Origin of the sequence: Streptosporangium sp. NPDC049078 (genome assembly GCF_040648855.1) — a bacterium.
Classification (GTDB): domain Bacteria; phylum Actinomycetota; class Actinomycetes; order Streptosporangiales; family Streptosporangiaceae; genus Streptosporangium.
Window position 1 is genome coordinate 165,688 of sequence record NZ_JBEZEL010000012.1, and the last position, 23,967, is coordinate 189,654.

Annotated in this window: 19 protein-coding genes; 9 read left to right on the forward strand and 10 right to left on the reverse strand. The window is 70.7% G+C overall.

The genetic code is table 11. The annotated features are described in order from the left end of the window. Positions 1 to 7 precede the first annotated feature (7 nt). The 4 genes from AB0B90_RS21895 (at position 8) to AB0B90_RS21910 (ending at position 4,982) form a co-directional block, all read left to right on the forward strand. Entirely contained in the window at positions 8 to 421 is a 414-nt protein-coding gene (locus tag AB0B90_RS21895) for a (deoxy)nucleoside triphosphate pyrophosphohydrolase (RefSeq protein ID WP_350947948.1), read from the forward strand. Positions 422 to 528: 107 nt separating this feature from the next. Next, on the forward strand, positions 529 to 2,610 hold the full coding sequence (locus AB0B90_RS21900; protein ID WP_362924345.1) for a hypothetical protein: 2,082 nt from the start codon (positions 529 to 531) through the stop codon (positions 2,608 to 2,610). Positions 2,611 to 2,685: 75 nt separating this feature from the next. Continuing rightward, positions 2,686 to 4,203, forward strand: coding sequence for a hypothetical protein (locus tag AB0B90_RS21905; protein WP_362924347.1), 1,518 nt, complete (start codon positions 2,686 to 2,688; stop codon positions 4,201 to 4,203). Between the two features lie 338 nt (positions 4,204 to 4,541). Further along, the gene (locus AB0B90_RS21910) at positions 4,542 to 4,982 is read left to right on the forward strand and encodes a MarR family transcriptional regulator (RefSeq protein WP_350947945.1); all 441 of its coding nucleotides are present in this window, start codon (positions 4,542 to 4,544) and stop codon (positions 4,980 to 4,982) included. A gap of 198 nt (positions 4,983 to 5,180) precedes the next feature. Here AB0B90_RS21910 and AB0B90_RS21915 read toward each other — a convergent pair whose 3' ends face one another. The 7 genes from AB0B90_RS21915 to AB0B90_RS21945 form a co-directional block, all read right to left on the reverse strand. Continuing rightward, the gene (locus AB0B90_RS21915) at positions 5,181 to 5,942 is read right to left on the reverse strand and encodes a succinate dehydrogenase/fumarate reductase iron-sulfur subunit (protein WP_350947944.1); all 762 of its coding nucleotides are present in this window, start codon (positions 5,940 to 5,942) and stop codon (positions 5,181 to 5,183) included. A 2-nt stretch (positions 5,943 to 5,944) separates the two neighbouring features. Next, entirely contained in the window at positions 5,945 to 7,852 is a 1,908-nt protein-coding gene (locus AB0B90_RS21920; RefSeq protein ID WP_350947943.1) for a fumarate reductase/succinate dehydrogenase flavoprotein subunit, read from the reverse strand. Between the two features lie 9 nt (positions 7,853 to 7,861). Then, positions 7,862 to 8,647, reverse strand: a complete 786-nt coding sequence (locus AB0B90_RS21925; protein WP_362898988.1) for a hypothetical protein — start codon at positions 8,645 to 8,647, stop codon at positions 7,862 to 7,864. A gap of 394 nt (positions 8,648 to 9,041) precedes the next feature. Further along, positions 9,042 to 9,491, reverse strand: a complete 450-nt coding sequence (locus AB0B90_RS21930; protein WP_350947941.1) for a response regulator — start codon at positions 9,489 to 9,491, stop codon at positions 9,042 to 9,044. Beyond that, positions 9,484 to 11,139, reverse strand: a complete 1,656-nt coding sequence (locus tag AB0B90_RS21935; RefSeq protein WP_350947940.1) for an ATP-binding protein — start codon at positions 11,137 to 11,139, stop codon at positions 9,484 to 9,486. Before AB0B90_RS21935 ends, AB0B90_RS21930 begins: the two co-directional genes overlap by 8 nt. Then, positions 11,139 to 12,290, reverse strand: coding sequence for a SpoIIE family protein phosphatase (locus tag AB0B90_RS21940; protein WP_350947939.1), 1,152 nt, complete (start codon positions 12,288 to 12,290; stop codon positions 11,139 to 11,141). Before AB0B90_RS21940 ends, AB0B90_RS21935 begins: the two co-directional genes overlap by 1 nt. Positions 12,291 to 12,449: 159 nt before the next feature. Then, positions 12,450 to 13,382 carry a LysR family transcriptional regulator gene (locus AB0B90_RS21945; protein ID WP_350947938.1) on the reverse strand — a complete coding sequence of 311 codons (933 nt, stop codon included), beginning with the start codon at positions 13,380 to 13,382 and terminating at the stop codon, positions 12,450 to 12,452. A 282-nt stretch (positions 13,383 to 13,664) separates the two neighbouring features. Between AB0B90_RS21945 and AB0B90_RS21950 the strand changes: the two genes are divergently transcribed. The 3 genes from AB0B90_RS21950 to AB0B90_RS21960 all read left to right on the forward strand — a co-directional run bounded on the left by AB0B90_RS21950 (position 13,665) and on the right by AB0B90_RS21960 (position 17,249). Continuing rightward, on the forward strand, positions 13,665 to 14,429 hold the full coding sequence (locus tag AB0B90_RS21950) for a succinate dehydrogenase cytochrome b subunit (protein ID WP_362924350.1): 765 nt from the start codon (positions 13,665 to 13,667) through the stop codon (positions 14,427 to 14,429). Positions 14,430 to 14,568: 139 nt separating this feature from the next. Continuing rightward, positions 14,569 to 16,515: a fumarate reductase/succinate dehydrogenase flavoprotein subunit gene (locus AB0B90_RS21955; protein WP_362898997.1), complete on the forward strand. Its 1,947-nt coding sequence runs from the start codon at positions 14,569 to 14,571 to the stop codon at positions 16,513 to 16,515. Further along, entirely contained in the window at positions 16,512 to 17,249 is a 738-nt protein-coding gene (locus tag AB0B90_RS21960) for a succinate dehydrogenase/fumarate reductase iron-sulfur subunit (protein ID WP_362924352.1), read from the forward strand. Before AB0B90_RS21955 ends, AB0B90_RS21960 begins: the two co-directional genes overlap by 4 nt. 166 nt (positions 17,250 to 17,415) lie before the next feature. Here the strand turns inward: AB0B90_RS21960 and AB0B90_RS21965 are convergent, their stop codons facing one another. Further along, a complete protein-coding gene (locus AB0B90_RS21965; RefSeq protein ID WP_362924354.1) occupies positions 17,416 to 18,006 on the reverse strand; it encodes a Clp protease N-terminal domain-containing protein in 591 nt (196 codons plus the stop codon). 2 nt (positions 18,007 to 18,008) lie between these two features. Further along, positions 18,009 to 18,242, reverse strand: coding sequence for an RNA polymerase subunit sigma-70 (locus AB0B90_RS21970; protein WP_329085846.1), 234 nt, complete (start codon positions 18,240 to 18,242; stop codon positions 18,009 to 18,011). Positions 18,243 to 18,357: 115 nt separating this feature from the next. Here AB0B90_RS21970 and AB0B90_RS21975 point away from each other — a divergent pair, with 115 nt between their 5' ends. After that, positions 18,358 to 20,046 carry an ABC transporter ATP-binding protein gene (locus AB0B90_RS21975; RefSeq protein ID WP_350947933.1) on the forward strand — a complete coding sequence of 563 codons (1,689 nt, stop codon included), beginning with the start codon at positions 18,358 to 18,360 and terminating at the stop codon, positions 20,044 to 20,046. Then, positions 20,046 to 21,791 (forward strand): ABC transporter ATP-binding protein, encoded by a 1,746-nt coding sequence (locus AB0B90_RS21980; RefSeq protein ID WP_350947932.1) that lies wholly within the window; start codon positions 20,046 to 20,048, stop codon positions 21,789 to 21,791. Before AB0B90_RS21975 ends, AB0B90_RS21980 begins: the two co-directional genes overlap by 1 nt. 96 nt (positions 21,792 to 21,887) lie before the next feature. Here AB0B90_RS21980 and AB0B90_RS21985 read toward each other — a convergent pair whose 3' ends face one another. Further along, a complete protein-coding gene (locus AB0B90_RS21985) occupies positions 21,888 to 23,948 on the reverse strand; it encodes a prolyl oligopeptidase family serine peptidase (RefSeq protein WP_362924357.1) in 2,061 nt (686 codons plus the stop codon). Positions 23,949 to 23,967 lie beyond the last annotated feature (19 nt).

The window sequence follows — 23,967 nt, forward strand, 5'->3', positions numbered from 1 at the left end:
GAGAACCATGGAAAAGGTCGTTGTGGGCGCCGCCATCGTCGACGGCGACGGGAGACTGCTCGCCGCCCAGCGTGCCGATCCGCCGGAGTTGGCCGGAGGGTGGGAGCTGCCGGGGGGGAAGGTCGATCCGGGCGAGGACGAGCACACGGCACTGGTCAGGGAGTGCCAGGAGGAGCTCGGCGTGCTGATCGAGGTGGGCGAGCGCGTCGGGGGCGACTGGGCGCTCGCCGGCGGCTACGTCCTGCGGGTCTGGCTCGCGGTGGTCGCCGAGGGCAGGCCCGAGGCGAAGGAGCATCTGGACCTGCGCTGGCTGGCCGAGAGCGAGCTCTACGACGTGGCGTGGCTCCCCGCGGACCTGCCAATCGTCCGGGCGGTACAAGGTCGCCTCAACGATGGGCAAGGTCGGTTCAATAAGGATTGATCAACTCCGCAGCGTGACATAACTGCTACTGGACGTGGCGATGTCGCGTGTCCGTACCCGGGGAACGGAGATATGCGGTGACCTTAAGGTGGCGTGGTGCTGGGTTCGTGTCAGCGGTCGGAGCGGGAGTGCTCGTCCTCGGAGCCTCGGGGGTGTACGCCGTTCAGCTGGACGAGTCGGCCCCGTCGCCCCTCGACCTGACCACCGTGGCCGATTCGGGCGCGTGGGCACGGGGGAGCGGCGCCGAGCGGGTGATCCGCTACCGGATCCGGCTGCGGGGGCCGGGCACCGACGCCCGGCTCGCGGTCCTGACGACCCCCGCCGAGGCGCTCAGGGGCATCGAGTGCCCGGAGGAGACCAGGTCGTCGGCGCCCCTCCCGAAGGGGGCGGGGGTGTGCGTGGTCGGAGCCCTGCCCGCCGAGGGCGGCTCCGTCGACGTGCTGCTCGCCCTGCCGGAGCGCCCGCGTGATCTCACGGTGTCCGCCCTGGCCCGGACGATCGGCCCCGACGGCAAGACGGTGAGCCAGCGGGCCCAGAACACGATCAAGAGCACGGACGCGGTGATGCGGCGAGGCGGGGGTGCCGCCGAGGTGCCGGAGACGCTGGAGCACGCCCGCGTCGCGCGGGAGGCGAGGCCCGCCGAGCCCCGCGGCGGTGTGGGAGCTCCAGGTGCCGCCAGCATGGTCCTCAAGGTGCCCCAGACGGCCGAGGAGTCGGGGGAGGCACCATTGGGCGCACCCGATGTCTCGGAGGCGCAGAGGGCCGAACAGCGCATGTCGGCGTTCCTTCTCGATCTCGCCGGGAAGGCGTTCGTCGCGCCGCCCGCTTCGGGTCCTGACGCGGGGGCGAACGCCGCCGGAGCCACCGCCGATCAGGGAACGTCGCGGGGAGCCGGGGCGCCCGTGAACCCGCGGACGGGCGCGCTTCCCGGCGCCCCGGGGGCGACGGGAGGTCCGGCGGCCTCCCACGAGACGCGGGACACGGTGCCGGGCGGGCGCGGGGAGGCCGGGTCTCCGGTGGCCCCCGCCCGGGTTCCCGAAGGGGCGGCTCCCGGTCGCCCCGCGGCCCCGTTTCCTCCCGGTGGCTCGGCCGCCGCGCTCCCTCCCGGTCGCCCCGCAGTCCCGCTCCCTCCCGGTCGTCATACGGCCCCGCTTCCTCCCGGTCGTCCGCAGGAGGGAACACGGCTTCCGGACGGCGCCGCGGCTCAGGGGGCCGCGCCGGAGGCCGGTACGGCGGTGCCGGGACAGGGAACGGCACCGGGGCAAGGAGCGATCGCCATACCGCCGGCGGGAGCGCCCGAGCCCCCCGCCCTCCAAGGGCAGAACGGCAGGAACCACTCGGCCACGGGTGTCCAGACGGGCCGCAAGGCGGCCGGGCGGAAGGCGCGCGGGCAGCGGCACGCGGCCGGTCGGCCCGGTGCGCGCGAGCAGGGAGTGAACCCGCGGGCTCTCCTGCGGCAGGCGGGTCCCGGCGGGCAGAGGGCCGGGCTGCCTGGAATGCCGCAGACGGGACCCGGTCAGCCGGTTCTCCCGCAGATGGGACCGGGCCTGGAGCAGATGGGTCCCCTCTATCCCGGTTACCCGGGAAACGGGAAGAAGGCCGCCGGCCCGGGAGCGGGCCGGCCGATGGTCGGGCCGATGCCTCCCGGCTACCCGGGCATCGGACAGCCCGCCGTGCCCGGACAGGGCATGGGGCAGCCGATGCCTCCCGGCTACCCGGGGATCGGGCAACCGGGGCCGGCGGGACAGCCCGGCGTGCCGCAACAGGGTCCCGGTGGGCCGGTGGGCGGCCCGATGGTTCCCGGCGGGCAGGGAGCGGGGCAGCCTGGCGGGCCGCAGGCGCCGGGCGTTCAGCCCGGCGTACCGGGGGCCATGACGCCGCCGATCTCGATGGGCATGGCGGGAGCGGGTCAGATGCCGGGGCTCGCGAACGGTCTCCAGCTGCCGCAGGCGGGTCCCTTCCCCGCCGCGCAGGTCCCCGTCTCACAGGATTCGCGTCCGCAGGGGGCGCCCCTGCCGCAGGATCTCGACGGTCCGAGCGGTCAGGTCCAGCCGGTCGCCGAGTCAAGCCCGGTACTGACAGGGGCGACGGGTCTCCCGGCGGTAGGTGCGGGGGTGGGGACGTTGCTCGGCCTTCTGTGGCTGCAGCGGAGGATCCAGCGGCGTCGTCGGTCGCGACACGTTTTGTAAAACGCGGATTACTGTTATTTTTGCCCGACTAGTATTTCTTTGGCGTGTTCATGGTTGATTGCACGGAGGACACCGGTGACGCGAGCACGGCGCAGGGCAGCGTTCTCCGCCGTCGCGATGTCCGTCGGACTCAGCGGCGTCGTTCTGTTCGCCGTGGCGCCGTTCGCCGGATCCTCCGCGGCCGGCGCGACCGTCAGGACGATGGTCATCGAACCCTCGCAGGTCGAGGGGTGTGACGTCGATCCCGCGGGTCCCTGTGAGGAGCCCACGCCGGTCGTCACCGTCACGGTCACCGAGGATCCCGAGGTGCCGCAGGAGACGGTGACGACCACGATAACCGTCCCGGCGTCGCCGAAGCCCAAGCCCACGAAGACCACGGCAGCCCCTCCGCCTCCGCCGGAGACGGCGGTCGCGCCGCCGCCGGTCCAGGAGCCGCCCCCGGTGGTCCCGACCGCCGGGGCCAACACGCCGGAGAACACGGAGAACAGCGAACCCCAGTTCCCGCAGACCACCCCTGACCCGAACCAGCAGCTTCCCGCCGCCGATCCCACGCCGTCCGACACGGCCACGCTCGACCAGAGTTCCTCGGGCACCTCCGTGTACGAGATCCGCAACGCGGGTTCCGAGTTCGACGGGGCCACGCTGAGCCGTCAGCTCGGCATCCCGGCGCTCATCCTGGTGCTGCTGGTGCTGTTCGCCGTGCTGATCTTCGAGGGCAGGCTGCGCCGGATGGCCCACGCGGCGGCGATCCGCAGGGCCGGTCCGCGCGGCATGGACCCGATGGCCTACCCCGGCGGTCCCGGTTACGCCGCCGCCGGCCCCTACCAGGGCGGTACGGCCTACGCGCCGATCATCAGCTTCGTGCCCATGCAGATGTACGCCCCGGTCTACCCGGAGGGCTACACCCCCGAGCAGTATCCCCACGGGTACGACCAGACGACGGCGTACATGCCCGCGCCCGGTCACGAGCAGCCCCCGGCCACCGGCCACGGTGCCCCGTACGACCCGCGGACCGGCCAGGTGTATCCCGTGCCCCCCGGTCAGTCGCCTTACGGCCCGACGCTCCAGGAAGGCCCGACGCTTCAGGACGGTCCGGCGCCTCAGGGCGGCGTGGCGGCCTTCCAGGGCACCCCGCACCCCGGCCAGGACTCCCGTGAGGGACGCCTCCCGCAGGGGGCGCCGGAGTTCCCCGGTGCGCCGTTCCCGCAGGAGCCCGCCAGGAGCAGGCCGGGCGACGACCCGCTGGACGACTTGCGGCCGGCCGTCACCGATGACGCTCCCGGTCAGGTTCCCTCGCAGGACCGGCCCCTCAAGGACGGCATCCCGCCGTCGGGGCGGGAGCCGCAGGGCGACCTGGGCGGGTCGAAGGGCGAGGTCATGACCTTCGGACCCCAGCCTCAGGACGGTCCCGGTCAGGGGCCGGGCGAGGACGGTCCCGGTGAGGCACGTCCCGGCGGCGACCAGCCTCCCGCGGGTCCCGGCTCGACGGCGATCTATCCGATTCCCGGCCGGGAGACCGGCAAGTCCTCGGACAAGGATTCCGGTAAGGGCTCCGGCAAGAAGAAGCGCGGTCTCTTCCGCCGCTCCACCTGACCCGCCCCGCCCTTCCGAGCGCGGCGACGATGGCCTGTGCCGTCCGCCGCTCGGTCGTGGACGCGGCGGGCAGCCGTGGGCAGGGCGGCGCGGCCGGGGCGCGGACAGCGGCGCGTTGTCCGGGAAGGCCGCCCTCGGGGCGATGCCGAAGATGATTCGGTTTCGACGTGATAGGGGCGAGCCGGTTTGGGCAGGAGGAGCGGGCATCCTCCCGCGGGAGGGTCGGCCACTCTTTGTCGCATGAGAGAGACTCTCTGATTTGGGGTCTCTCCGTTTTGAAGAGAACGGAAAGAGGGGGCGCCGTGTCAACGGAGCCGGAAGCCCGCAAAGAGATGATCATGGCCGTGTCCGATCAGGGACGTCTGACGGCGATGCGTTCGGTGCTGTTCCACGTCGGTGTGGCAGGCCGGGCCGGAATCAACGTGACCGACTTCAATTGCCTGGCCCTCCTCGACAAGGAGGGCCCTCTCACTCCCCACGACCTGGCCGTACGGCTGGGGCTGACACGCGGTGGCGCGATCACCGCGGTGGTGGACCGCCTGCAGAGAGCGGGGTACGTGCGCCGCGGCCGGGATGCCGCCGACCGGCGCCGCGTGCTCGTCGAGCTGGTGCGCGAGGGCCCCTACCGCGCGCTGCAGGAGATCCTGGGGGACCTCAACCGGGCCTACGCCGATCTCGCCGCGGACTACAGCGACGCGGAGCTGACGGTCATTCACGACTTCGCCGTCCGCGCCGACGACGTCATGCGGAAGCAGACTCGGCGACTGTGGCGGGACTGAGGCCTCCGGGAGCCCGTACGAAGCTCCCGGAGACGGCGGCAGGGAGGGCTCTACGAAGGCCCTGAAGGTCAGGCCGGGAGAGCCCGTACGAAGGCCCTGAAGCCTTAGGCCGGGAGGAAGGCCCTGAAGCCCGTGAAAAAGCGCGAACGGCGCCGTCCCCGGGAGAGCCCGTGGACGACGCCGTGAGACGCGGGAAGGTCAGGTCTTCGAGCTGGAACGCTTGAAGATCTTGTTGCCGAGCCAGACCAGCGGGTCGTACTTCCGGTCGACGACGCGCTCCTTCATGGGGATCAGCGCGTTGTCAGTGATCTTGATGTGCTCGGGGCAGACCTCGGTGCAGCACTTGGTGATGTTGCAGTAGCCGAGGCCGTGCTCCTCCTGGGCGGAGTCCTTGCGGTCGGCCACGTCGTACGGGTGCATGTCCAGCTCGGCGATCCGCATCAGGAAGCGCGGACCGGCGAAGTTGGTCTTGTTCTCCTCGTGGTCGCGGATGACGTGACAGACGTTGTTGCACATGAAGCACTCGATGCACTTGCGGAACTCCTGGGACCGCTCGACGTCGATCTGCTGCATGCGGTACTCGCCCGGCTTCACGTCGGCCGGAGGGGTGAAGGACGGGATCTCCCTGGCCTTCTGGTAGTTGAACGACACGTCCGTGACGAGGTCCTTGATCACCGGGAACGTCCGCATGGGCGTCACGGTGATCGTCTCCTCCTCGGTGAAGGTGGACATCCGGGTCATGCAGCCCAGCTTCGGCTTGCCGTTGATCTCCATCGAGCACGAGCCGCACTTGCCGGCCTTGCAGTTCCAGCGGACGGCGAGGTCGGGAGCCTGGGTGGCCTGCAACCTGTGGATGATGTCGAGGACGACCTCGCCCTCGTTCACCTCGACCGTGAAGTCCTCAAGCTTGCCCTCGCCGCCCTCGCCCCGCCACACGCGGAACTTCGCCTTGTAACTCATGGTTACTCCTCGGCCAGCGCGTCAAAGGCGGCCAGCTCTTCCTCGGTGATGTACTTCTTCAGCTCGTCCCGGTCGAACAGCGTGATGAGGTCGTCCCGCATCGGAGGCTGCACCTTCTCCTCCACCGTGATGCCGGAGGCGTCCGGGGTGAGGGAGCAGCGCAGGATCTTGGCCCGCCACTCGGGCGACATGCCGGGGAAGTCGTCGCGGGTGTGACCGCCGCGGCTCTCCTGGCGCAGCAGCGCCGCCTTCGCGACGCACTCCGAGACCAGGAGCATGTTGCGCAGGTCGAGGGCGAGGTGCCAGCCCGGGTTGTAGATGCGGTTGCCGGCCGCGCCGACGCCCTGGGCCCGCTCCTTGAGCTTCTCCACCGCCTCCAGCGCCTCGGAGACCTCCTCGGCCTTGCGGATGATGCCGACCAGCTCGTTCATCGTCCGCTGCAGCTCGTGGTGGACCTCGTACGGGTTCTCGCCGGTGCGCTCCAGCGGGGCGAGAGCCTCCGCGCTCGCCTCGGCCACGGACTCCTCGGAGATCGTCGGCCGGGCCGCGAGACCGTCCACGTACGAGGCCGCTCCGGCGCCCGCGCGGCGGCCGAACACCAGCAGGTCCGACAGCGAGTTGCCGCCCAGCCGGTTGGAGCCGTGCATGCCGCCGGAGACCTCACCGGCCGCGAACAGGCCGGGCACGTCCGCCGCACCGGTGTCGGCGTCGACCTCGACGCCGCCCATGATGTAGTGGCACGTCGGGCCGACCTGCATGGCCTCCTTGGTGATGTCGACGTCCGCCAGCTCCTTGAACTGGTGGTGCATCGACGGCAGCCGCTTGACGATCTCGGCGGCCGGGAGACGGGTGGAGACGTCGAGATAGACGCCGCCCTGGGGTGACCCGCGGCCCGCCTTCACCTCGGAGTTGATGGCCCGCGCGACCTCGTCGCGGGGGAGCAGCTCCGGAGGGCGGCGGTTGTTCGCCTGGTCGGTGTACCAGCGGTCGCCCTCCTCCTCGGTGGTGGCGTACTTGTCCTTGAACACGTCCGGGATGTAGTCGAACATGAAGCGCTTGCCCTCGGAGTTTCTCAGCACCCCGCCGTCACCGCGGACGGACTCGGTGACGAGGATGCCCCGCACCGAGGGCGGCCAGACCATCCCGGTGGGATGGAACTGGATGAACTCCATGTTGATCAGCTTCGCGCCGGCGAGCAGGGCGAGCGCGTGGCCGTCGCCGGTGTACTCCCACGAGTTGGACGTGACCACGTACGACTTGCCGATGCCGCCGGTGGCGAGCACGATCGCGGGGGCGTCGAACAGGATGAGCTTGCCGTTCTCCCGCCAGTAGCCGAAGGCCCCGGAGATCGCGCCGCTCCCGCCGGGACCCGTCTCCTTGAGCAGGCGGGTGACCGTGCACTCCTGGAAGACCTTGATGTACGCCTCGGCGTCGCCGTGGGTCTTCTCGTCCTCCTGCTGGAGCGCGACCACCCGCTGCTGCAGGGTGCGGATCAGCTCCAGGCCCGTGCGGTCGCCGACGTGCGCGAGCCGCGGGTACTCGTGCCCGCCGAAGTTGCGCTGGCTGATCTTGCCGTCCTTGGTGCGGTCGAACAGCGCGCCCCACGCCTCCAGCTCCCAGACCCGGTCGGGGGACTCCTTGGCGTGCAGCTCGGCCATCCTCCAGTTGTTGAGGAACTTGCCGCCGCGCATGGTGTCGCGGAAGTGCACCATCCAGCTGTCGTCGCTGTTGACGTTGCCCATCGCGGCGGCCGCGCCGCCCTCGGCCATGACCGTGTGCGCCTTGCCGAACAGGGACTTGCAGACGATCGCCGTCCGCTTGCCCTGCTGGCGGGCCTCGATGGCCGCCCGCAGCCCCGCACCGCCGGCGCCGATGACGACGACGTCGTATTCGTGACGCTCGATTTCCACAGGTGATCCTTATGCGAACGGGAAGGCGATGATGCCCTTGGCGACCAGGCGCACGTACAGGTCGGCGCCCATGACGGAGAACATGGAGATCAGCGCGAGCTGCGAGTGCTTGGCGTTGAGCTTGGAGACGAATCCCCAGGCCCGGTAACGGATCGGGTGCTTGGAGAAGTGGTTCAGGCGCCCGGCCGTGATGTGCCGGCAGGAGTGGCACGACAGGGTGTACAGGTTGATCAGCACCGCGTTGACGACCAGGATCCAGGTGCCCAGACCGCCGGGCCTCTCGATCAGCGACTTCACCGCGTCGTGCGCGAGGACGAGGCCGATGACGATGGCCGCGTAGAAGAAGTAGCGGTGGACGTTCTGCAGGATGAGCGGGAAGCGCGACTCACCGGTGTACTTGCTGTGCGGCTCGTTCACCCCGCAGGCCGGGGGCGAGAGCCAGAACCCCCGGTAGTAGGCCTTGCGGTAGTAGTAGCAGGTGAAGCGGAAGCCCGCGGGAAGGCCGAGGATGAGCAGGCCGGGAGGCAGGGTGTACCAGTCGCCGAAGGGCGCGAGGCCGAACAGTCGTGCGCCCGGCGGACAGCTCGTCGCCAGACAGGGCGACGCGAACGGCGCGTGGTACGGCGCCGTGAAGTAGCTTGTATCGAAGATCGCCCACGTGGCGTAGACGAGGAATGCCGTGAAGATGATGAAAGTGACCAGCGGATAGCGCCACCACTGGTCCGTTCGCAGAGTGCGCTCCTTGATCTGCGCACGTTGCCTTCTGGCCGGGCTCTCGGCCGTTGTCTGGGTCATCGAGACCTCTCCACCTCCCGCGGACCCCGCTCGCCCAGGTGTCCGGGTTGTATCAGTCGTGCCGCGCGTCCGGGCCATCGTCGCGCCGGGCTCACACGTGCGCGCGCTTATTGGTGGGGGATACGTTACGACGGACCCCAGGGGTTGTGTGCAAGGGGTCTCTCACAATTTCACTACCCCGGTGTGATTCCTGTCACGTTCGTCTGCCAAGGGTACCTCGCCTGCGACGTCTCACGAGGTGGACGATCACAGGGAGGTCTCGGCGGGCCGGAGGCACAGATGTGGCGAAAGGACAACCCCTGACTTCGTCCATCCCCGCGCCCTCGCGGGCCGTCGGACGAGTACGCGGCACCGGCGACCGATGCGATCCCCACGCCCGCGCCCTCGCGGGCCGTCAGTAGTGCTGGTTGGAGCTGGGCAGTTTGACGACGGTCACGAAGAAGTCGTCGATCCGCCGGACCACGCTGATGAACTGGTCGAAGTCGACCGGCTTGGAGACGTAGGCGTTGGCGTGCAGGTTGTAGCTGCGCAGGATGTCCTCCTCGGACTCCGACGTGGTGAGCACGACCACCGGGATCCCGCGGAGCTTCTCGTCGGCCTTGATGTCCTGGAGCACCTCCCTGCCGTCTTTTCTGGGCAGGTTGAGGTCGAGCAGGATCAGGTCGGGCCTGGGTGCGTCGGCGTAGTCGCCCTCCTTGCGCAGGAAGGCCATGGCCTGCTCGCCGTCGTTCACCACGTGCAGCTTGTTGCGGACCTTGTTGAGCTCGAACGCCTCCCGCGTCAGCAGGACGTCGCCCGGGTCGTCCTCGACCAGGAGCACGTCGATCCAGCGCAGGTCATTCATCCAAATCTCCTGTGGGAAGGGTCCAGCGGAAGGTCGTACCCCGTCTCGGGGCCTTCTCGACGTTCTCACCGGGCTCGGTGACTTCGGTGGTTCCGGCGCTCCGGGTGCTTCCCCCGTTTTCCGAGTCGACCCAGATCCGGCCACCGTGATATTCGACGATCTTCTTGCAGAGTGCCAGCCCGATGCCCGTGCCCGCGTACACGTCCCGTCCGTGCAGGCGCTGGAAGATCAGGAAGATGCGGTCAGTGTACTTACTGTCGATGCCGATGCCGTTGTCGGTGCAGGAGAACTCCCACATGTCCCCGTCGCGCCGCACCCCGATGTGGATCACCGGTGGGTCCTGCGAATGGAACTTGATCGCGTTGCCGATGAGGTTCTGGAAGAGCTGGGTCAGCTGGGCACGGTTGCCGAGCACCTCGGGGAGCTCGTCGTGGGTCACCGTCGCGCCGCTGTCCTCGATGGTCGCGCCGAGGTTGTTCAGCGCGGCCCTGAGCGGCACGGTGGCGTCGATCCCGGTGCGCTCGCCGCCCATCCTGCCGACCCTGGAGAAGTCGAGCAGGTCGTTGATGAGCATCTGCATGCGCTTGGCGCCGTCGACGGCGAAGGCGATGTACTGCTTGGCGCGCTCGTCGAGCTGGTCGCCGTAGCGCTGGTCCAGCATCTGGGTGAAGCTGGCGACCTTGCGCAGCGGCTCCTGCAGGTCGTGGCTGGCCACGTAGGCGAACTGTTCGAGCTCGCCGTTGGAGCGCTTCAGCTCCGCGGCCTGGTCCTCCAGCTTGCGCTGCGTCTCCGAGGACAGGCGCCACTCGGCGAGGATGCGGCGGCGCATCGCGTCGACGTGGCCCGACAGCTCCGACAGCTCGGCGGGGCGCTCGACCTTGAGCCTGTGGTCGAAGTCTCCCTGGGCGACCGCGCGGACCTGCTGGTTCAGCTCCGCCAGCGGGCGGAGCACCGCGTACCGCACGATGAGCACCGCGGCGATCCCGGCCACGACGAGTGCCGCGGCCACCCCGACGAGCGCGACGTAGAGGGCCTGCCAGCCGGCGTCGAGCCGTACGACACCGGCGTCGTGCAGCTGGTTCAGGTGTCTCTGGAGCACCGCGAGGGACTGGCGCACCTCGTTGAAGCGGGTGGCGTTGACGGAGGCGTTCTGCCGGGCCGCGTCGGTCTTGAGGGTCGGCACGGCGGCGATGACCCTCTCGGCGTAGTCGCGCCGCCAGGCCTCTCCCGCGGCCTTCAGCTCGGCCACCTCGGCGCCGACCGCCTGCCCCTCCGGCATCCTGGGGAGCAGCGCGGTGAGGGTGCCCAGCGCGCTCTCCTCCGCGGTGATCGCCTTGCGGTATTCCTGGAGGGAGATCTCCTCGTTGGTCCTGCCGTAGGCCCGTACCGAGCTCTCCTGCGAGGTCAGTGTGTTGGAGATCTCCAGCAGGCGCAGCGCCGCCGGGTCGACGACGTCGACCAGCGCCTCCTTCGCCTCCCGTGTCTCCTCGATCGCGTTGACCGTGACGGCGGCCGAGATCATGAAGACCAGCGCGACGCCCACCCCGGCGAACGCGAACCAGCGTCCGACCGGCAGGTTCCCGAACCCGCGACCGGGGGTGAACGCGGGCAGAGGACGCGGACTGGAACGGTCGGAGCGGGCGGCCATCACTTCCCGTTCCTGGAGATGAGCACGGTCGCCAGGTCGTCGCTGAGCGCGTCGCGGTTCAGCTCGACGACGCGCTCGATGAGGCGGTCGAGCTCGATCCCGCCCTGCTCCTGGACGAGCCTGAGCAGGCCCTCGGTGCCGAGCAGGTCGGGTCCGCCGCCCACGGTGGCCTCGATCAGGCCGTCGGTGTAGAGCAGCAGCGACCAGTCGTCGCCGAGTTCGACGTCGATCTCCGACCACTCGATGCCCTGGAAGATCCCCAGCGGAGGTCCCGAGGGGGTGCCCGGCACCACGCCGATCTCGCCGTCGCGGATGAGCAGCGGCGGCGGATGGCCGACCACGTGCATCCGCGCGGTGCTGAGCGTGGGATCGATCGTGACGATGCACAGGGTGGTGAAGATCTCCGCGGATTTGCGCTCCAGGCGGAGCACCGACTCCAGGGTGGTGAGCAACTCGTTGCCGGTGTGCCCGGCCAGGACCAGGGTCCGCCAGGCGATCCTGAGCGCGACCCCCAGCGCGGCCTCGTCGGGGCCGTGCCCGCACACGTCGCCGACCACCACGTGGACGGCGCCGTCGGGGCTCTGCACGGTGTCCCAGAAGTCACCGGCGAGAAGGGCGCGCCTGCGTCCTGGCAGGTAGCGGGCGTGGTGGTCCAGGACCGTGGTGGTGAGCAGCGGGACCGGCAGCAGCCCGCGTTCGAGGCGGGAGTTCTCCTTGGTGAGCAGCTCGGCCTGGACCAGCCTGCGCTGGGCCAGGTCGGCGCGCTTGCGCTCTATCGAGTAGCGGATCGCCCGCGCCAGCAGGCGGGCCTCCACGTCCTGCTTGACCAGGAAGTCCTGCGCGCCGGCGGCGACGGCCTCCACACCGACGTGGGTGTCGTTCAGACCGGTCAGCACGAGCACGGCGGCGTGCGGTGCCATCGACAGCACCTGCTCCAGTGCCTCAAGACCGGTCGCGTCGGGCAGGGAGAGGTCGACGAGCACGCATCGCACGTCCTCGGTGAGGCGCTCCAGGCTCTCGGCCAGGCTGCGCACCCAAATGATCTTGGGGGGGTTGTCCGCCTGGCTGAGCAGCTCCTCCACGAGGAAGGCGTCGCCCGCGTCGTCCTCGATGAGGAGGAGCGTGAGCGTTTCATTGGCGGGGGCGGTCACTGACGCCTCTTCGTTGATCGGGAGAACCTGTCGACGCTACGTAGAATAGTGCGACACCGGCACTTAGAGGGTGTTGATCAGTCACCTTGATCCACCGGCCGCCGTCGTGCCTGCTCCGCACATGGGAACGCGGCAAAGCTCCCGCCTCCTCCTGCACCGTCAGCTCTCGGTGATCAGGTCGACCCCCTGCGGAAGGCTGCCGTCGCGGGCGGCCTCGGTGAGGAAGCGGAGCAGGGTCGCGCGGAAGGCCTGGGCGGCCCGGGTGGGCTCGACGTCCTTGCGGTGCGCGATCGCTATGGTGCGGCGCAGTCCGGGGGGCGCCAGGGGGGTGCCCGCCAGTCCGGGACGACCGTCCAGCACCATCGAGGGGACCAGGGCGACGCCCAGCCCGGCCTCGACGAAGCGCAGCACGGCGTCCATCTCGCCGCCCTCCACCGCGAACATGGGCTCGAACCCGGCCTGCCTGCAGGCGCTGAGCGTGGCCTCCCGCAGGTCGTACCCGCGCCTGAACATCACCATCGGCCGCCGCCGCAGCTCCTCGATGCGCGCGTACGGCTTGCGGGGGTGGTCGTCGGAGGGGGAGGCGACGACGAGGTTCTCCCGCAGGATCTCCTCGGTGACGAGGGCGGGATCGTCGTTGTGCAGCGGCATGATGATCAACGCCAGGTCGAGCTGGCCCCGGGCGAGGGTGCGGACCAGGTCGCGGGAGCCGCCCTCCTCCACGAACAGCTCGATGCCGGGGTAGGCGTGGTGGAACCTGGCCAGCGCGTCGGCGAGCAGCCCGGCGCAGAGCGAGGGGGTCGCGCCCAGCCGGACCCGGCCGCGGCGCAGTCCCACCAGCTCGCCGACCTCGCTTCTCGCGGTCTCGGCGTCGGCCAGCATCCTGCGGGCCAGCGGGAGCAGGGCCTCGCCCGCGGGGGTGAGCGTGACGTTCCCCCGGGCGCGGCTGAACAGCGACGCGCCGAGTTCGGCCTCCAGGGCCTTGATCTGCTTGCTCAGCGAGGGCTGGGCGACGCGCATCCTCTCGGCGGCCTGGGTGAAGTGGCGGGCCTCGGCGACCGCCACGAAGTAGGCGAGTTGCTGGAGCTGCACGTTTCCCAAGCGTAGGGGGTCGCCGGGGGCGGATGCCTGTCGGGACATACCGGACGTGCGGGTATTTATAGCGCATGGATCCTCCGGCCTTGGATTCGGGGCCGACGGCGACACGGGAGAAAATGGGAGATTGCCGCATAAGGAAGTTGTGAGATTGCTCGCACAGCGGGGCGGTCGCGCCTCCGGAAGCGGCAGAAGCGCAGAGGTGATAGCCGCAGGCTATGGAAACCACATCCTCGATGACTTGGACGGTGGTAAACCCTCCTACCTAGCGTGATGAACGTGACTGCCACGATTGAGCGCGGATCCGCCACCGCGCCGGTGAAACCTTCGGCGGACGCCCCCGCGAAGTCGACGAGACCCAGGCGGCGGGGCGGTTTCCTGGGTTCCACCAACGGCAAGAAGGCCGTGATGGCCGTCACGGGTGCCGTGATGGTGCTCTTCCTCGTCGGGCACATGGCCGGAAACCTCAAGAGTTTCTTCGGCGCGGAGTCCTTCAACTCCTACGCGGCCTTCCTGCGGACCATGGGCGAGCCGATCCTCCCGCACCGCACCCTGCTGACCGTCGTCGAGATCGGACTGGTCGTCGCGGTCGGCCTGCACATGTGGGCGGCGATCTCGCTGGCCAGGCGGGCGCGCAAGGCCCGCCCGGTCAGGTACGCGGCGAGGCGCAGGTCCCGGGCGAACGGCTACGCGGTCCACACGATGCGCTACGGCGGCGTCGTCATCGTGCTGTTCGTGGTCTACCACCTGCTCGACCTGACGTTCGGCGCGGCGAACCCGGCCGGTGCCGGCTCCACCCCGTACGAGCGCCTCGTCGAGGGCTTCGCGCCGTCCCGCTGGTGGGTCACCCTGTTCTACGTGTTCGCGGTCGTCATGGTCGGCCTGCACCTGCGCCACGGCCTGTGGAGCGCCTTCCAGACGCTCGGCCTGGCGAGCCGCCGAGGCTACCGCTCGCTGAGGGCCGCCGCCACGGGGCTGTCCGCCCTGCTGGTCGTCGGCTTCCTCGCGGTCCCGGTCGCGGTCGCGGTCGGAGTGATCAAGTGAGCGGAGCCGGGCGCGGCGGCGTACGGGGAGCCGATCTCCGGTGCGACGAACGAGAGGCGGGTCCTTCGCGGGGTGTGCGGGGAGCCGGCGTACGAGGAGCGGATCTTCCGCGTGGTGAGCGAGGAGCGGTGAGCGGGGCATGAGCACGGGACACGCGGGATATCCGGGATATACGGAGGGCGCGCCGATCCGCGACACCAAGGCTCCCGAAGGCCCGATCGAGGACCGCTGGGAGAAGCGCAAGTTCGGCGCCAAGCTGGTCAACCCGGCCAACAAGCGCAAGCTCAACGTCATCGTCGTGGGCACGGGGCTCGCGGGCGGTTCGGCCGCCGCGACCCTCGGCGAGCTGGGCTACAACGTCAAGTCCTTCTGCTACCAGGACACGCCCCGCCGCGCGCACTCCATCGCGGCCCAGGGCGGCATCAACGCGGCGAAGAACTACCGGGGCGACGGCGACTCGATCTACCGGCTGTTCTACGACACGGTCAAGGGCGGCGACTTCCGCGCCCGCGAGTCCAACGTCTACCGGCTCGCCCAGGTCAGCGTGAACATCATCGACCAGGCCGTGGCCCAGGGCGTGCCGTTCGCCCGCGAGTACGGCGGCCTGCTCGACACCCGCTCCTTCGGCGGCGCGCAGGTCTCCCGCACCTTCTACGCGCGCGGCCAGACGGGCCAGCAGCTCCTGCTCGGCGCGTACCAGGCGCTGGAGCGGCAGATCGCGGCGGGAACCGTCGAGATGCACACCCGCCACGAGATGCTCGACCTGATCGTCTCCGACGGCCGGGCGCGCGGCGTCATCGTCCGCGACATGGTCACCGGCGAGATCGAGCGGCACCTGGCCGACGCGGTCGTGCTGGCGAGCGGCGGGTACGGCAACGTGTTCTTCCTCTCGACCAACGCCAAGGGCTGCAACACCACGGCGATCTGGCGGGCGCACCGGCGCGGCGCGATGTTCGCCAACCCCTGCTACACCCAGATCCACCCGACCTGCATCCCGGTCAGCGGCGACTACCAGTCGAAGCTGACGCTGATGTCGGAGTCGCTGCGCAACGACGGCCGCGTGTGGGTGCCGCTGGAGCGGGGCGACAGCCGTCCGGCCTCGGAGATCCCCGAGGAGGAGCGCGACTACTACCTGGAGCGCATCTACCCGGCGTTCGGCAACCTGGTCCCGCGCGACATCGCCTCCCGCGCCGCCAAGAACGTCTGCGACGAGGGCCGCGGCGTCGGACCCGGCGGCCTGGGCGTCTACCTCGACTTCGCCGACGCGATCCGCCGCCTGGGCCGCGACGCGGTGGAGAAGAAGTACGGCAACCTCTTCGAGATGTACGAGCGCATCACCGGCGAGGACCCCTACGCCCAGCCGATGCGCATCTACCCGGCCGTCCACTACACGATGGGCGGCCTGTGGGTGGACTACGACCTGCAGTCCACGATCCCCGGCCTGTTCGTGATCGGCGAGGCCAACTTCTCCGACCACGGCGCCAACCGCCTCGGCGCGTCCGCGCTGATGCAGGGCCTGGCCGACGGCTACTTCGTGCTGCCGACCACGATCGGCGACTACCTCGCGAACGGTCCGTACGGCGAGGTCGACGAGGAGGCCGTGGCGGAGGCCGAGGTCGCGGTGCGCGAGAAGATCGCCAGGCTGCTGTCGAACGACGGCGACCGCACCGCCGACTCCTACCACCGCGAGCTGGGCAGGCTCATGTGGGACCACTGCGGCATGGAGCGCACCGAGGAGTCGCTGCGCAAGGCCCTGGAGCGGATCCCCGAGCTGCGCGAGGAGTTCTGGAAGAACGTGAAGGTCTCCGGCGAGGCCGGGGAGCTCAACCAGGCGCTTGAGCGGGCCGGGCGGGTGGCCGACTTCTTCGACCTGGCCGAGCTGATGTGCATCGACGCGCTGCACCGCACCGAGTCCTGCGGCGGCCACTTCCGCGCCGAGTCGCAGGACGCCGACGGCGAGGCCCTGCGCGACGACGAGCACTTCGCCTACGTCGCCGCCTGGGAGTACGGGGAGCAGGGCCCGATCCTGCACAAGGAAGATCTCGACTACGAGTACGTCAAGATGAGCCAGCGGAGTTACAAGTGAACCTCACTCTCAAGATCTGGCGGCAGAAGGGGCCCGAGGACAAGGGCCGTATGGTCAACTACCGGGTCGAGGACGTGTCACCGGACATGTCCTTCCTGGAGATGCTCGACGTCCTCAACGAGCGGCTCATCCTGGAGGGCGACGACCCGATCGCCTTCGACCACGACTGCCGCGAGGGCATCTGCGGCATGTGCGGCATGGTCATCAACGGGGTCGCGCACGGCGAGCAGGTGGCCACCACCACCTGCCAGCTGCACATGCGGCACTTCGAGGACAACGCGGTCATCACCATCGAGCCGTGGCGCGCGGCGCCCTTCCCGGTGGTGAAGGACCTGGTCGTGGACCGCTCGGCGTTCGACCGGATCATCCAGGCGGGCGGCTTCGTCTCGGTCCCCGCGGGATCGGCCCCCGACGCGCACAGCGTCCCGGTGAAGAAGGACAACGCCGACTCGGCGTTCGACGCGGCCACCTGCATCGGCTGCGGCGCCTGCGTCGCCGCCTGCCCGAACGGCTCGGCCTCCCTCTTCACGGCTGCCAAGATCACCCACCTCGCCCTGCTGCCGCAGGGCCAGCCCGAGCGCGACTCCCGCGCCAAGGCGATGGTCGAGCAGATGGACGCGGAGGGCTTCGGCGGCTGCACCAACACCGGGGAGTGCACGGCGGTCTGCCCCAAGGGCATCCCGCTGGACACCATCGCCCAGATGAACCGCGACTACCTGCGAGCCGCGAAGTAGATCTCCCGGAAGCGGGAGCCGCCCCACACCGGGCGCGGCTCCCGCTTTCCGGTTTTCCCTGGCCGGTGTGGTTTCCGCCTTCACCGTTCCAGGCCGTCGGTGTCCGGGCGTGGCCGCCTTCACCGTCCCGAGCCGGTGACGTGCCGGGTGTGGTTTCCGCCCCCCGTCAGGGCCGGCGTCCTCCGGGGCCTCCGGGTGGACGGCCGAGCTCGCTCACGATCTCCCGTCGCAGGGTCGCGGCGTCGATGCCCGCGTCGGCCAGGACCTCGCCGCCCCGCCCTCCGCCGTCGCGCAGGATGCCCAGCAGGATGTGGCCGTCGCCGATGTGCTTGTGCTTGAGGTTCACGGCCTCGCGCAGGGACAGCTCCAGGGTCTTCTTCGCCCGAGGGCTGAAGGGGACGTGGAAGCCGAACAGCCGGCCCCGCCGCTGGATGTCGGGTTTGCGGTCCAGCGCGCCGGGTCCGAAGGTCGCCTCGACCTTCTCCCGCACGGCGGACAGGTCGATGCCGATCGACTCCAGCGCCTCGGCGTCGAGCGCGTCGCCGGGCTTTGAGGGGGTGAGGCGGGTGACCGACCGGTAGGCGCGGGCGTGGTCGAGGCCGTGGCGGCCGAGCACCCGCGCCGAGACGCTTTCCGGCTGGGCGAGCAGGCCGAGCAGGATGTGCTCGGTGCCGATGACGTCGTGCCGCAGTTTGCGGGCGTTCTCCTGGGCGAGGACCACCGCCTGGCGGGCATCGTGATGGAACCGTTCGAACATCGCTATCTCTCCCGTCTCAGTAAACCTCGGCCACCCGCGTACTTCTTGTGCACCGCCTGCCGGGTGACCTCCAGGCAGTGCGCGATCTCCTGCCAGGACCAGCCCTGCTCGCGTGCGTTCTCCACCTGGAGTGCCTCCAGCCGGTCGACCAGTGTCCGCAGTGCCCGTACGGCCCGCAGGCCGACGGCCGGATCGCGGCTGCCGGCGTCGGATGCCAGTTGTGCCGTATCGCTCATGTCTGTCAATTTAGGTTGACGTGATGTGCTTGTCAACCCCAATTGACGGCGACACGCCGGGAAGGCCGAAAATGGTTTGCCGGGCCTGGTCGAAGTTTGTGACCCTTGCTGTGAGATGCGCTCCCTACCTGTCGCCGACCCCGGCGTTCCCGATGCCCGCAGCCCTTTCGGATACCTGTGGTGGGTGGCCCGCGCGCAGATGGGCCCGCTGCTCCTCGGCATCGCCTACGCCATCCTGTGGTGGCTCGCGATGGCCCTCGTGCCGTACGCCATGGGCAAGGGGATCGACGCCATCACGGCGAAGGACGTGCCTTCCCTGACCACCTGGGGCGGGGTGGTGCTCGCCCTGGGCGTCACCCAGGCCGTCGCGGGCATCCTGCGCCACCGGATGGCCGTCTACAACTGGCTCGCCGCCGCCTACCGGACCGTCCAGGTCACCGCGAGGCAGGCGACCAGGCTGGGCGCGACCCTGCCCAAGCGCATGTCCACCGGCGAGGTCGTCAGCGTCGGCAACTCCGACATCGCCCACATCGGCAACACGATCGACATCCTCATCCGGGGCGGCGGCGCGGCCGTCGCCGTCGTCGTCGTGACCGTCATCCTGCTGAGCAGCTCGGCGCCGCTCGGCCTGATGGTGCTGGCGGGCCTGCCCGTGATGGCGGTCGCCGTCGCCCCCCTGCTCAGGCCGCTGCACCACCGCCAGAACGCCCACCGCGACCTGCAGGGCGACCTCTCCACCCGCGCCGCGGACATCGTCTCCGGCCTGCGGGTGCTGCGCGGCATCGGCGGCGAGCGGGTCTTCGCCGACCGCTACGGCGCCGAGTCCCAGCGGGTGCGGCGGGCGGGGGTGCGGGTGGCCTCGGTGGAGTCGATGCTGGAGGGCGCGCAGGTCCTGCTGCCCGGGCTGCTGGTCACCGCGGTGACCTGGCTCGGCGCGACCTTCGCGACGCGCGGCGAGATCAGCGCCGGCCAGCTCGTCGCCTTCTACGGCTACGCGGCCTTCCTCATCGCCCCCGTACGCACCCTCACCGAGGCCGCGGACAAGCTGACCAAGGGGCACGTCGCCGCCCGCAGGGTGGTGCGCATCCTCTCGCTGAGGCCGGAGGTGGAGGGCGGCACCGGCCGCTCGGAGGGCGGCCTGCTGCGCGACGTCGCCTCCGGGGTCGCCGTGCGTCCCGGCATGCTCACCGCCGTCGCGGCGGCCGTCCCCGAGGAGGCCGAGGCCATCGCCGACCGGCTCGGCCGCTACGGCGAGGGCGACGTCGACTTCGGCGACGTGTCGCTCGCGACCCTGCCGGTCTCCGAGGTGCGCCGCCGGATCCTCGTCGCCGGCAACGACGCGAGACTGTTCGCCGGAGTGCTCAGGGACGAGCTCGACGTCACAGGGCGCGCCACGGACGAGGAGCTGGGCCGGGCGCTGCGGGTCGCGTGCGCCGAGGACATCGTCGAGGCGCTGCCCGGCGGCCTCGGCGGGCGCGTCGCCGAGGCGGGCCGGGAGTTCTCCGGCGGCCAGCAGCAGCGGCTCCGGCTCGCCAGGGCGCTCACCCTCGACCCGGAGGTGCTCATCCTCATCGAGCCCACCAGCGCGGTCGACGCCCACAGCGAGGCGCGCATCGCCGACCGGCTGGCCAAGGCACGCGCGGGCAGGACCACGCTGGTCTGCACGACGAGCCCGCTGGTGCTCGACCGCACCGACCACGTCGTCTACGTCGAAGGAGGCGTCGTGCGCGCCCAGGGCACGCACCGGGAGCTGCTCGCCGCCCACCCCGGTTACGCCGCCGTCGTCACCCGGGGAGAAGCGTGATGAGCAGGCAGATCCTGCCCGTCGCCGACCAGTCGCAGGTCCGCGCGTACGCCCGCAGGCTCACCCTGAAGTACCCCCGCGACCTGACCGTGGCGCTCCTCCTGCACGCCCTCGCCGCCGTCGCGGGCCTGACGGCGCCGTGGCTGCTCGGTGGCCTCGTCCAGGGCGTCCACGACGACTCGGGGATCGACGTCACCGGGGTGTCGCTCGCCATCGGCGGCTTCGTGGTCGCCCAGGCGGTGCTGGTCAGGTTCGCCGTCTACTTCTCCTCCAGGCTCGGGGAGAAGGTCCTCGCCGAGCTGCGCGAGGAGTTCGTCGGGCGGGTGCTCGGCCTGCCGCTGTCCACGGTCGAGCGCGCCGGATCCGGCGACCTGATCTCCAGGACCTCCCGCGACGTCGACTCGCTGTCGCGCACCGTCCGGCACGCCGTGCCGGAGACCCTGATCGCGCTCGTCACCTGCGTGATCACCGTCGGCGCGCTGCTGCTGGTCGGGCCGCTGCTCGCGCTGCCCTCGCTGCTCGCCGTCCCCGTCCTGTGGATCTCCACCCGCTGGTATCTCAAGCGGGCCAGAGACGGATACCTGCGAGAGAGCGCGGCGTACGCCGACATGACCGACGGCCTCGCCGAGACGGTGAACGGCGCCCGCGCCGTGGAGGCCCTGGGCCTGCAGGACCGGCGCCACCGCCGCACCGACGCCGACATCGCCGAGTCGTGGGCGGCCGAGAGATACACGATGGGGCTGCGCACGGTCTGGTTCCCCACGGTCGAGCTCGGCTACGTGATCCCGATCGTGGCGACGCTCGTCATCGGCGGCCTCTTCTACACCCGGGGCTGGGTATCGCTGGGGCAGGTCACCGCCGCCACCCTGTACGTCCAGCAGCTCATCGACCCGCTCGACCGGCTGCTCATGTGGATCGACGAGCTCCAGGTCGGCGGCGCCTCCATGGCCCGCCTGCTGGGCGTCGCCGAGGTGCCCGACGACCGCGAGGCCACCTCCGCCGCTCCCGAGGGCAGCGAGCTGAGGGCCGACGACGTCCGCTACGCCTACCGTGAGGGCCACGACGTGCTGCACGGCATCGACCTCACGATCAGGCCGGGGGAGCGGCTCGCCATGGTCGGCCCGTCGGGGGCGGGCAAGTCCACGCTAGGACGCCTGCTCGCGGGCATCCACGGCCCCCGCACCGGCTCGGTCGCGGTCGGCGGCGTCCCGCTCGTCGAGCTCCCCCTGGACGACCTGCGCGGCCACGTCGCCCTGGTGACCCAGGAGCACCACGTCTTCCGCGGCACCGTACGCGAGAACGTGCTGATCGCCAGGCCCGACGCCGACGACGCACGGGTCCGCGAGGTGCTGGAGGCCGTCGACGCCTGGGAATGGGTCGAGGCCCTGCCCGAAGGGCTCGACACGGTCGTCGGCTCCGGCGGCGAGGCCGTCCCCGCCGCCCAGGCGCAGCAGCTCGCCCTGGCCCGGTTGGTCCTCGCCGATCCGCACACCCTCGTCCTGGACGAGGCCACCTCGCTGATCGACCCCCGCGCCGCCCGCCACCTGGAGCGCTCGCTCGCCGCCGTCCTCGAAGGACGTACGGTCATCGCGATCGCCCACCGCCTCTACACGGCCCACGACGCCGACCGCGTCGCGGTGGTGGAGGACGGCCGCGTCAGCGAGCTCGGCTCGCACGAGGAGCTGGTCGCGGCCGGAGGCTCGTACGCGGCACTGTGGAGCAGCTGGCACGGCACCTCCCGATGAGAGCGGGGCTCGCACGGCTCGCACCTTCGCAACCCTCCTGGCCAGAACCACCGACAACCTCGGTAAGGCTCGGGACAGAGCCTTACCGAGGAGAGCTCAGGACAGGGCTTTCTTCAGGAAGTCGACCTGGAGGAGCAGGAGGTTCTCCGCCACGGTCTCCTGCGGGGTCATGTGGGTCACCCCCGACAGCGGCAGCACGTTGTGCGGGCGGCCCGCCGCCAGCAGGGCGGAGGACAGGCGCAGGGTGTGCGCGGCGACCACGTTGTCGTCGGCGAGGCCGTGGATCAGCAGCAGGGGGCGGTCCAGCTTCTCGGCGTCGGCGAACAGCGACGAGGAGTCGTAGTGGCCCTCGTCGGGATGGCCGAGGTAGCGCTCGGTGTAGCAGGTGTCGTACAGGCGCCAGTCGGTCACCGGGGCACCGGCGACGGCCGCGTGGAACACGTCGGGGCGGCGGAGCACGGCGAGGGCGGCCAGGTAGCCGCCGAACGACCAGCCCCTGATGCCGACCCGCGACAGGTCCAGGTCGTCGGGGAACCGCGCGGCGGCGCCGTGCAGGGCGTCGATCTGGTCCTCCAGGATCGGGGTGGCCAGATCGTGCAGGACGGCCCGCTCGAACTCCGGGCCGCGCCCCGGGGTGCCGCGGCCGTCGGCGACGACCACCGCGAAGCCCTGGTCGGCGAACCACTGGCTGGTCAGGTGCGCTCCGCTCGCGGCGAGCACGCGCTGGGCGTGCGGTCCGCCGTACGGGTCCATGAGGACCGGCAGCCTCGCCGAGCCCGGCACGTGCCCGGCGGGCAGGAGCACGGCGGTGGACAGGTCACGCTCGCCCGCCTTGATCAGGGAGACCCGCAGGTCCAGGGTGGGACGTTCGGCGTGGGAGGTGATGTGGCCGCGGGGCGTGCCGTTGTGCAGGACGCGGGTGACCGAACCCTCGCTGCCCAGGGTCTGGCCGGTGATCACCAGGGTGCCGCCCGCGGTGTGGCCGCTGTAGACGCCGCCCTCGGTCGGGCTGACCAGGGTGATCTGGCCCCGCCGGTAGGCCCAGACGGCGATCTCGGTGGGCTCACCGCTTGCGCGGAAGAGCACGGTCTCGCCGTCGATGTCGAGGATCTGGCGGACCTGGAGGGTGGGCGGCGTGACGGGGGAGTCGCCGACGATCAGGCGATGGCCGCCCTCGGCGGTGGCGGCCCAGACGAGGCTGCCGTCGGACAGGTGGCCGGGAACACCGGTGACGATGTCGACCCAGGCGGGGTCGGTGTCCTCACGGACGAGCGTGGAGGTGCCGGTGGCGGGGTCGACGTCGAACAGCCGCATGGTCCGCTGGTCGCGCGTCATGGTGACGATCGAGAGGCCGTGGGCGTCCCAGCCGGCGTTGACGAGGTATTCGTCGTCGAAGGGCACCGGGACGCGGGCCCCGTCGAGGGTGAGGACGAAGAGCTCGACCCCGGCGTTGGGCGTACCGGCGGCGGGGTAGCGCTGCTCGGTGGCGGGGCGGGCCGGGTTGGCCGGGTCGGCGATGTGCCAGTGCTGCACCGGTGAGTCGTCGGCCCGCTCGACCAGGATCGCCTCACCCGACGGCGACCACCAGTAGCCCCGCATACGGTCCATCTCCTCGGCGGCGATGAACTCGGCGAGGCCGTACGTCACCTCGGGAGACTCGGGACGGGCCAGCGCGTGGTCGACCTCGTCCTCCAGGTCCTGGATGTGGAACGCGCCGCCGGTCACATAGCCGACGTGGACGCCGGTGGGGGACATCCGGGGGTCGATCACCGGCCCGGAGGTCGTCAGCCGCCGTACGTTCCTGGTCTTCAGGTCGACGACGTAGAGGCCCCCGGAGAGCGCGAACGCGGCGACGGTCACCGCCGAGTCGGTGCTGTATCCGACGATGCCCCCGGCCTGCTCCCTGCTCCGCTCGCGGCGCGCCCGCTCCTCGGGCGGCAGGTCCTCCTCGTCGGCCGTCAGCGCGCGAGGGTCGGCGATGAGCCGTTCCGTGCCGCTGAGGACGTCGTACTCCCACAGGCAGGTCACCGGGTCGAAGCCGCTCCTGGTCCGGAGGAAGACGACGCGGTCACCGCCCGGGGCGATCGTGAAGCCGCGCGGCACCCCGAGGGTGAATCGACGGGTTCTGGCGTGCAGGCGAGGGAAGCTCTCACTCATACGAGCCATCTTGCCAGTT

Excerpts from the sequence above, each read along its gene's own strand:
- AB0B90_RS21895 (WP_350947948.1), top strand. The coding sequence starts at position 8 with ATGGAAAAGGTCGTTGTGGGCGCCGCCATCGTCGACGGCGACGGGAGA.
- AB0B90_RS21910 (WP_350947945.1), top strand. The coding sequence starts at position 4,542 with ATGGCCGTGTCCGATCAGGGACGTCTGACGGCGATGCGTTCGGTGCTG.
- AB0B90_RS21915 (WP_350947944.1), bottom strand. The coding sequence starts at position 5,942 with ATGAGTTACAAGGCGAAGTTCCGCGTGTGGCGGGGCGAGGGCGGCGAG.
- AB0B90_RS21925 (WP_362898988.1), bottom strand. The coding sequence starts at position 8,647 with ATGACCCAGACAACGGCCGAGAGCCCGGCCAGAAGGCAACGTGCGCAG.
- AB0B90_RS21930 (WP_350947941.1), bottom strand. The coding sequence starts at position 9,491 with ATGAATGACCTGCGCTGGATCGACGTGCTCCTGGTCGAGGACGACCCG.
- AB0B90_RS21935 (WP_350947940.1), bottom strand. The coding sequence starts at position 11,139 with ATGGCCGCCCGCTCCGACCGTTCCAGTCCGCGTCCTCTGCCCGCGTTC.
- AB0B90_RS21955 (WP_362898997.1), top strand. The coding sequence starts at position 14,569 with ATGAGCACGGGACACGCGGGATATCCGGGATATACGGAGGGCGCGCCG.
- AB0B90_RS21965 (WP_362924354.1), bottom strand. The coding sequence starts at position 18,006 with ATGTTCGAACGGTTCCATCACGATGCCCGCCAGGCGGTGGTCCTCGCC.
- AB0B90_RS21970 (WP_329085846.1), bottom strand. The coding sequence starts at position 18,242 with ATGAGCGATACGGCACAACTGGCATCCGACGCCGGCAGCCGCGATCCG.
- AB0B90_RS21975 (WP_350947933.1), top strand. The coding sequence starts at position 18,358 with ATGCGCTCCCTACCTGTCGCCGACCCCGGCGTTCCCGATGCCCGCAGC.
- AB0B90_RS21980 (WP_350947932.1), top strand. The coding sequence starts at position 20,046 with ATGAGCAGGCAGATCCTGCCCGTCGCCGACCAGTCGCAGGTCCGCGCG.
- AB0B90_RS21985 (WP_362924357.1), bottom strand. The coding sequence starts at position 23,948 with ATGAGTGAGAGCTTCCCTCGCCTGCACGCCAGAACCCGTCGATTCACC.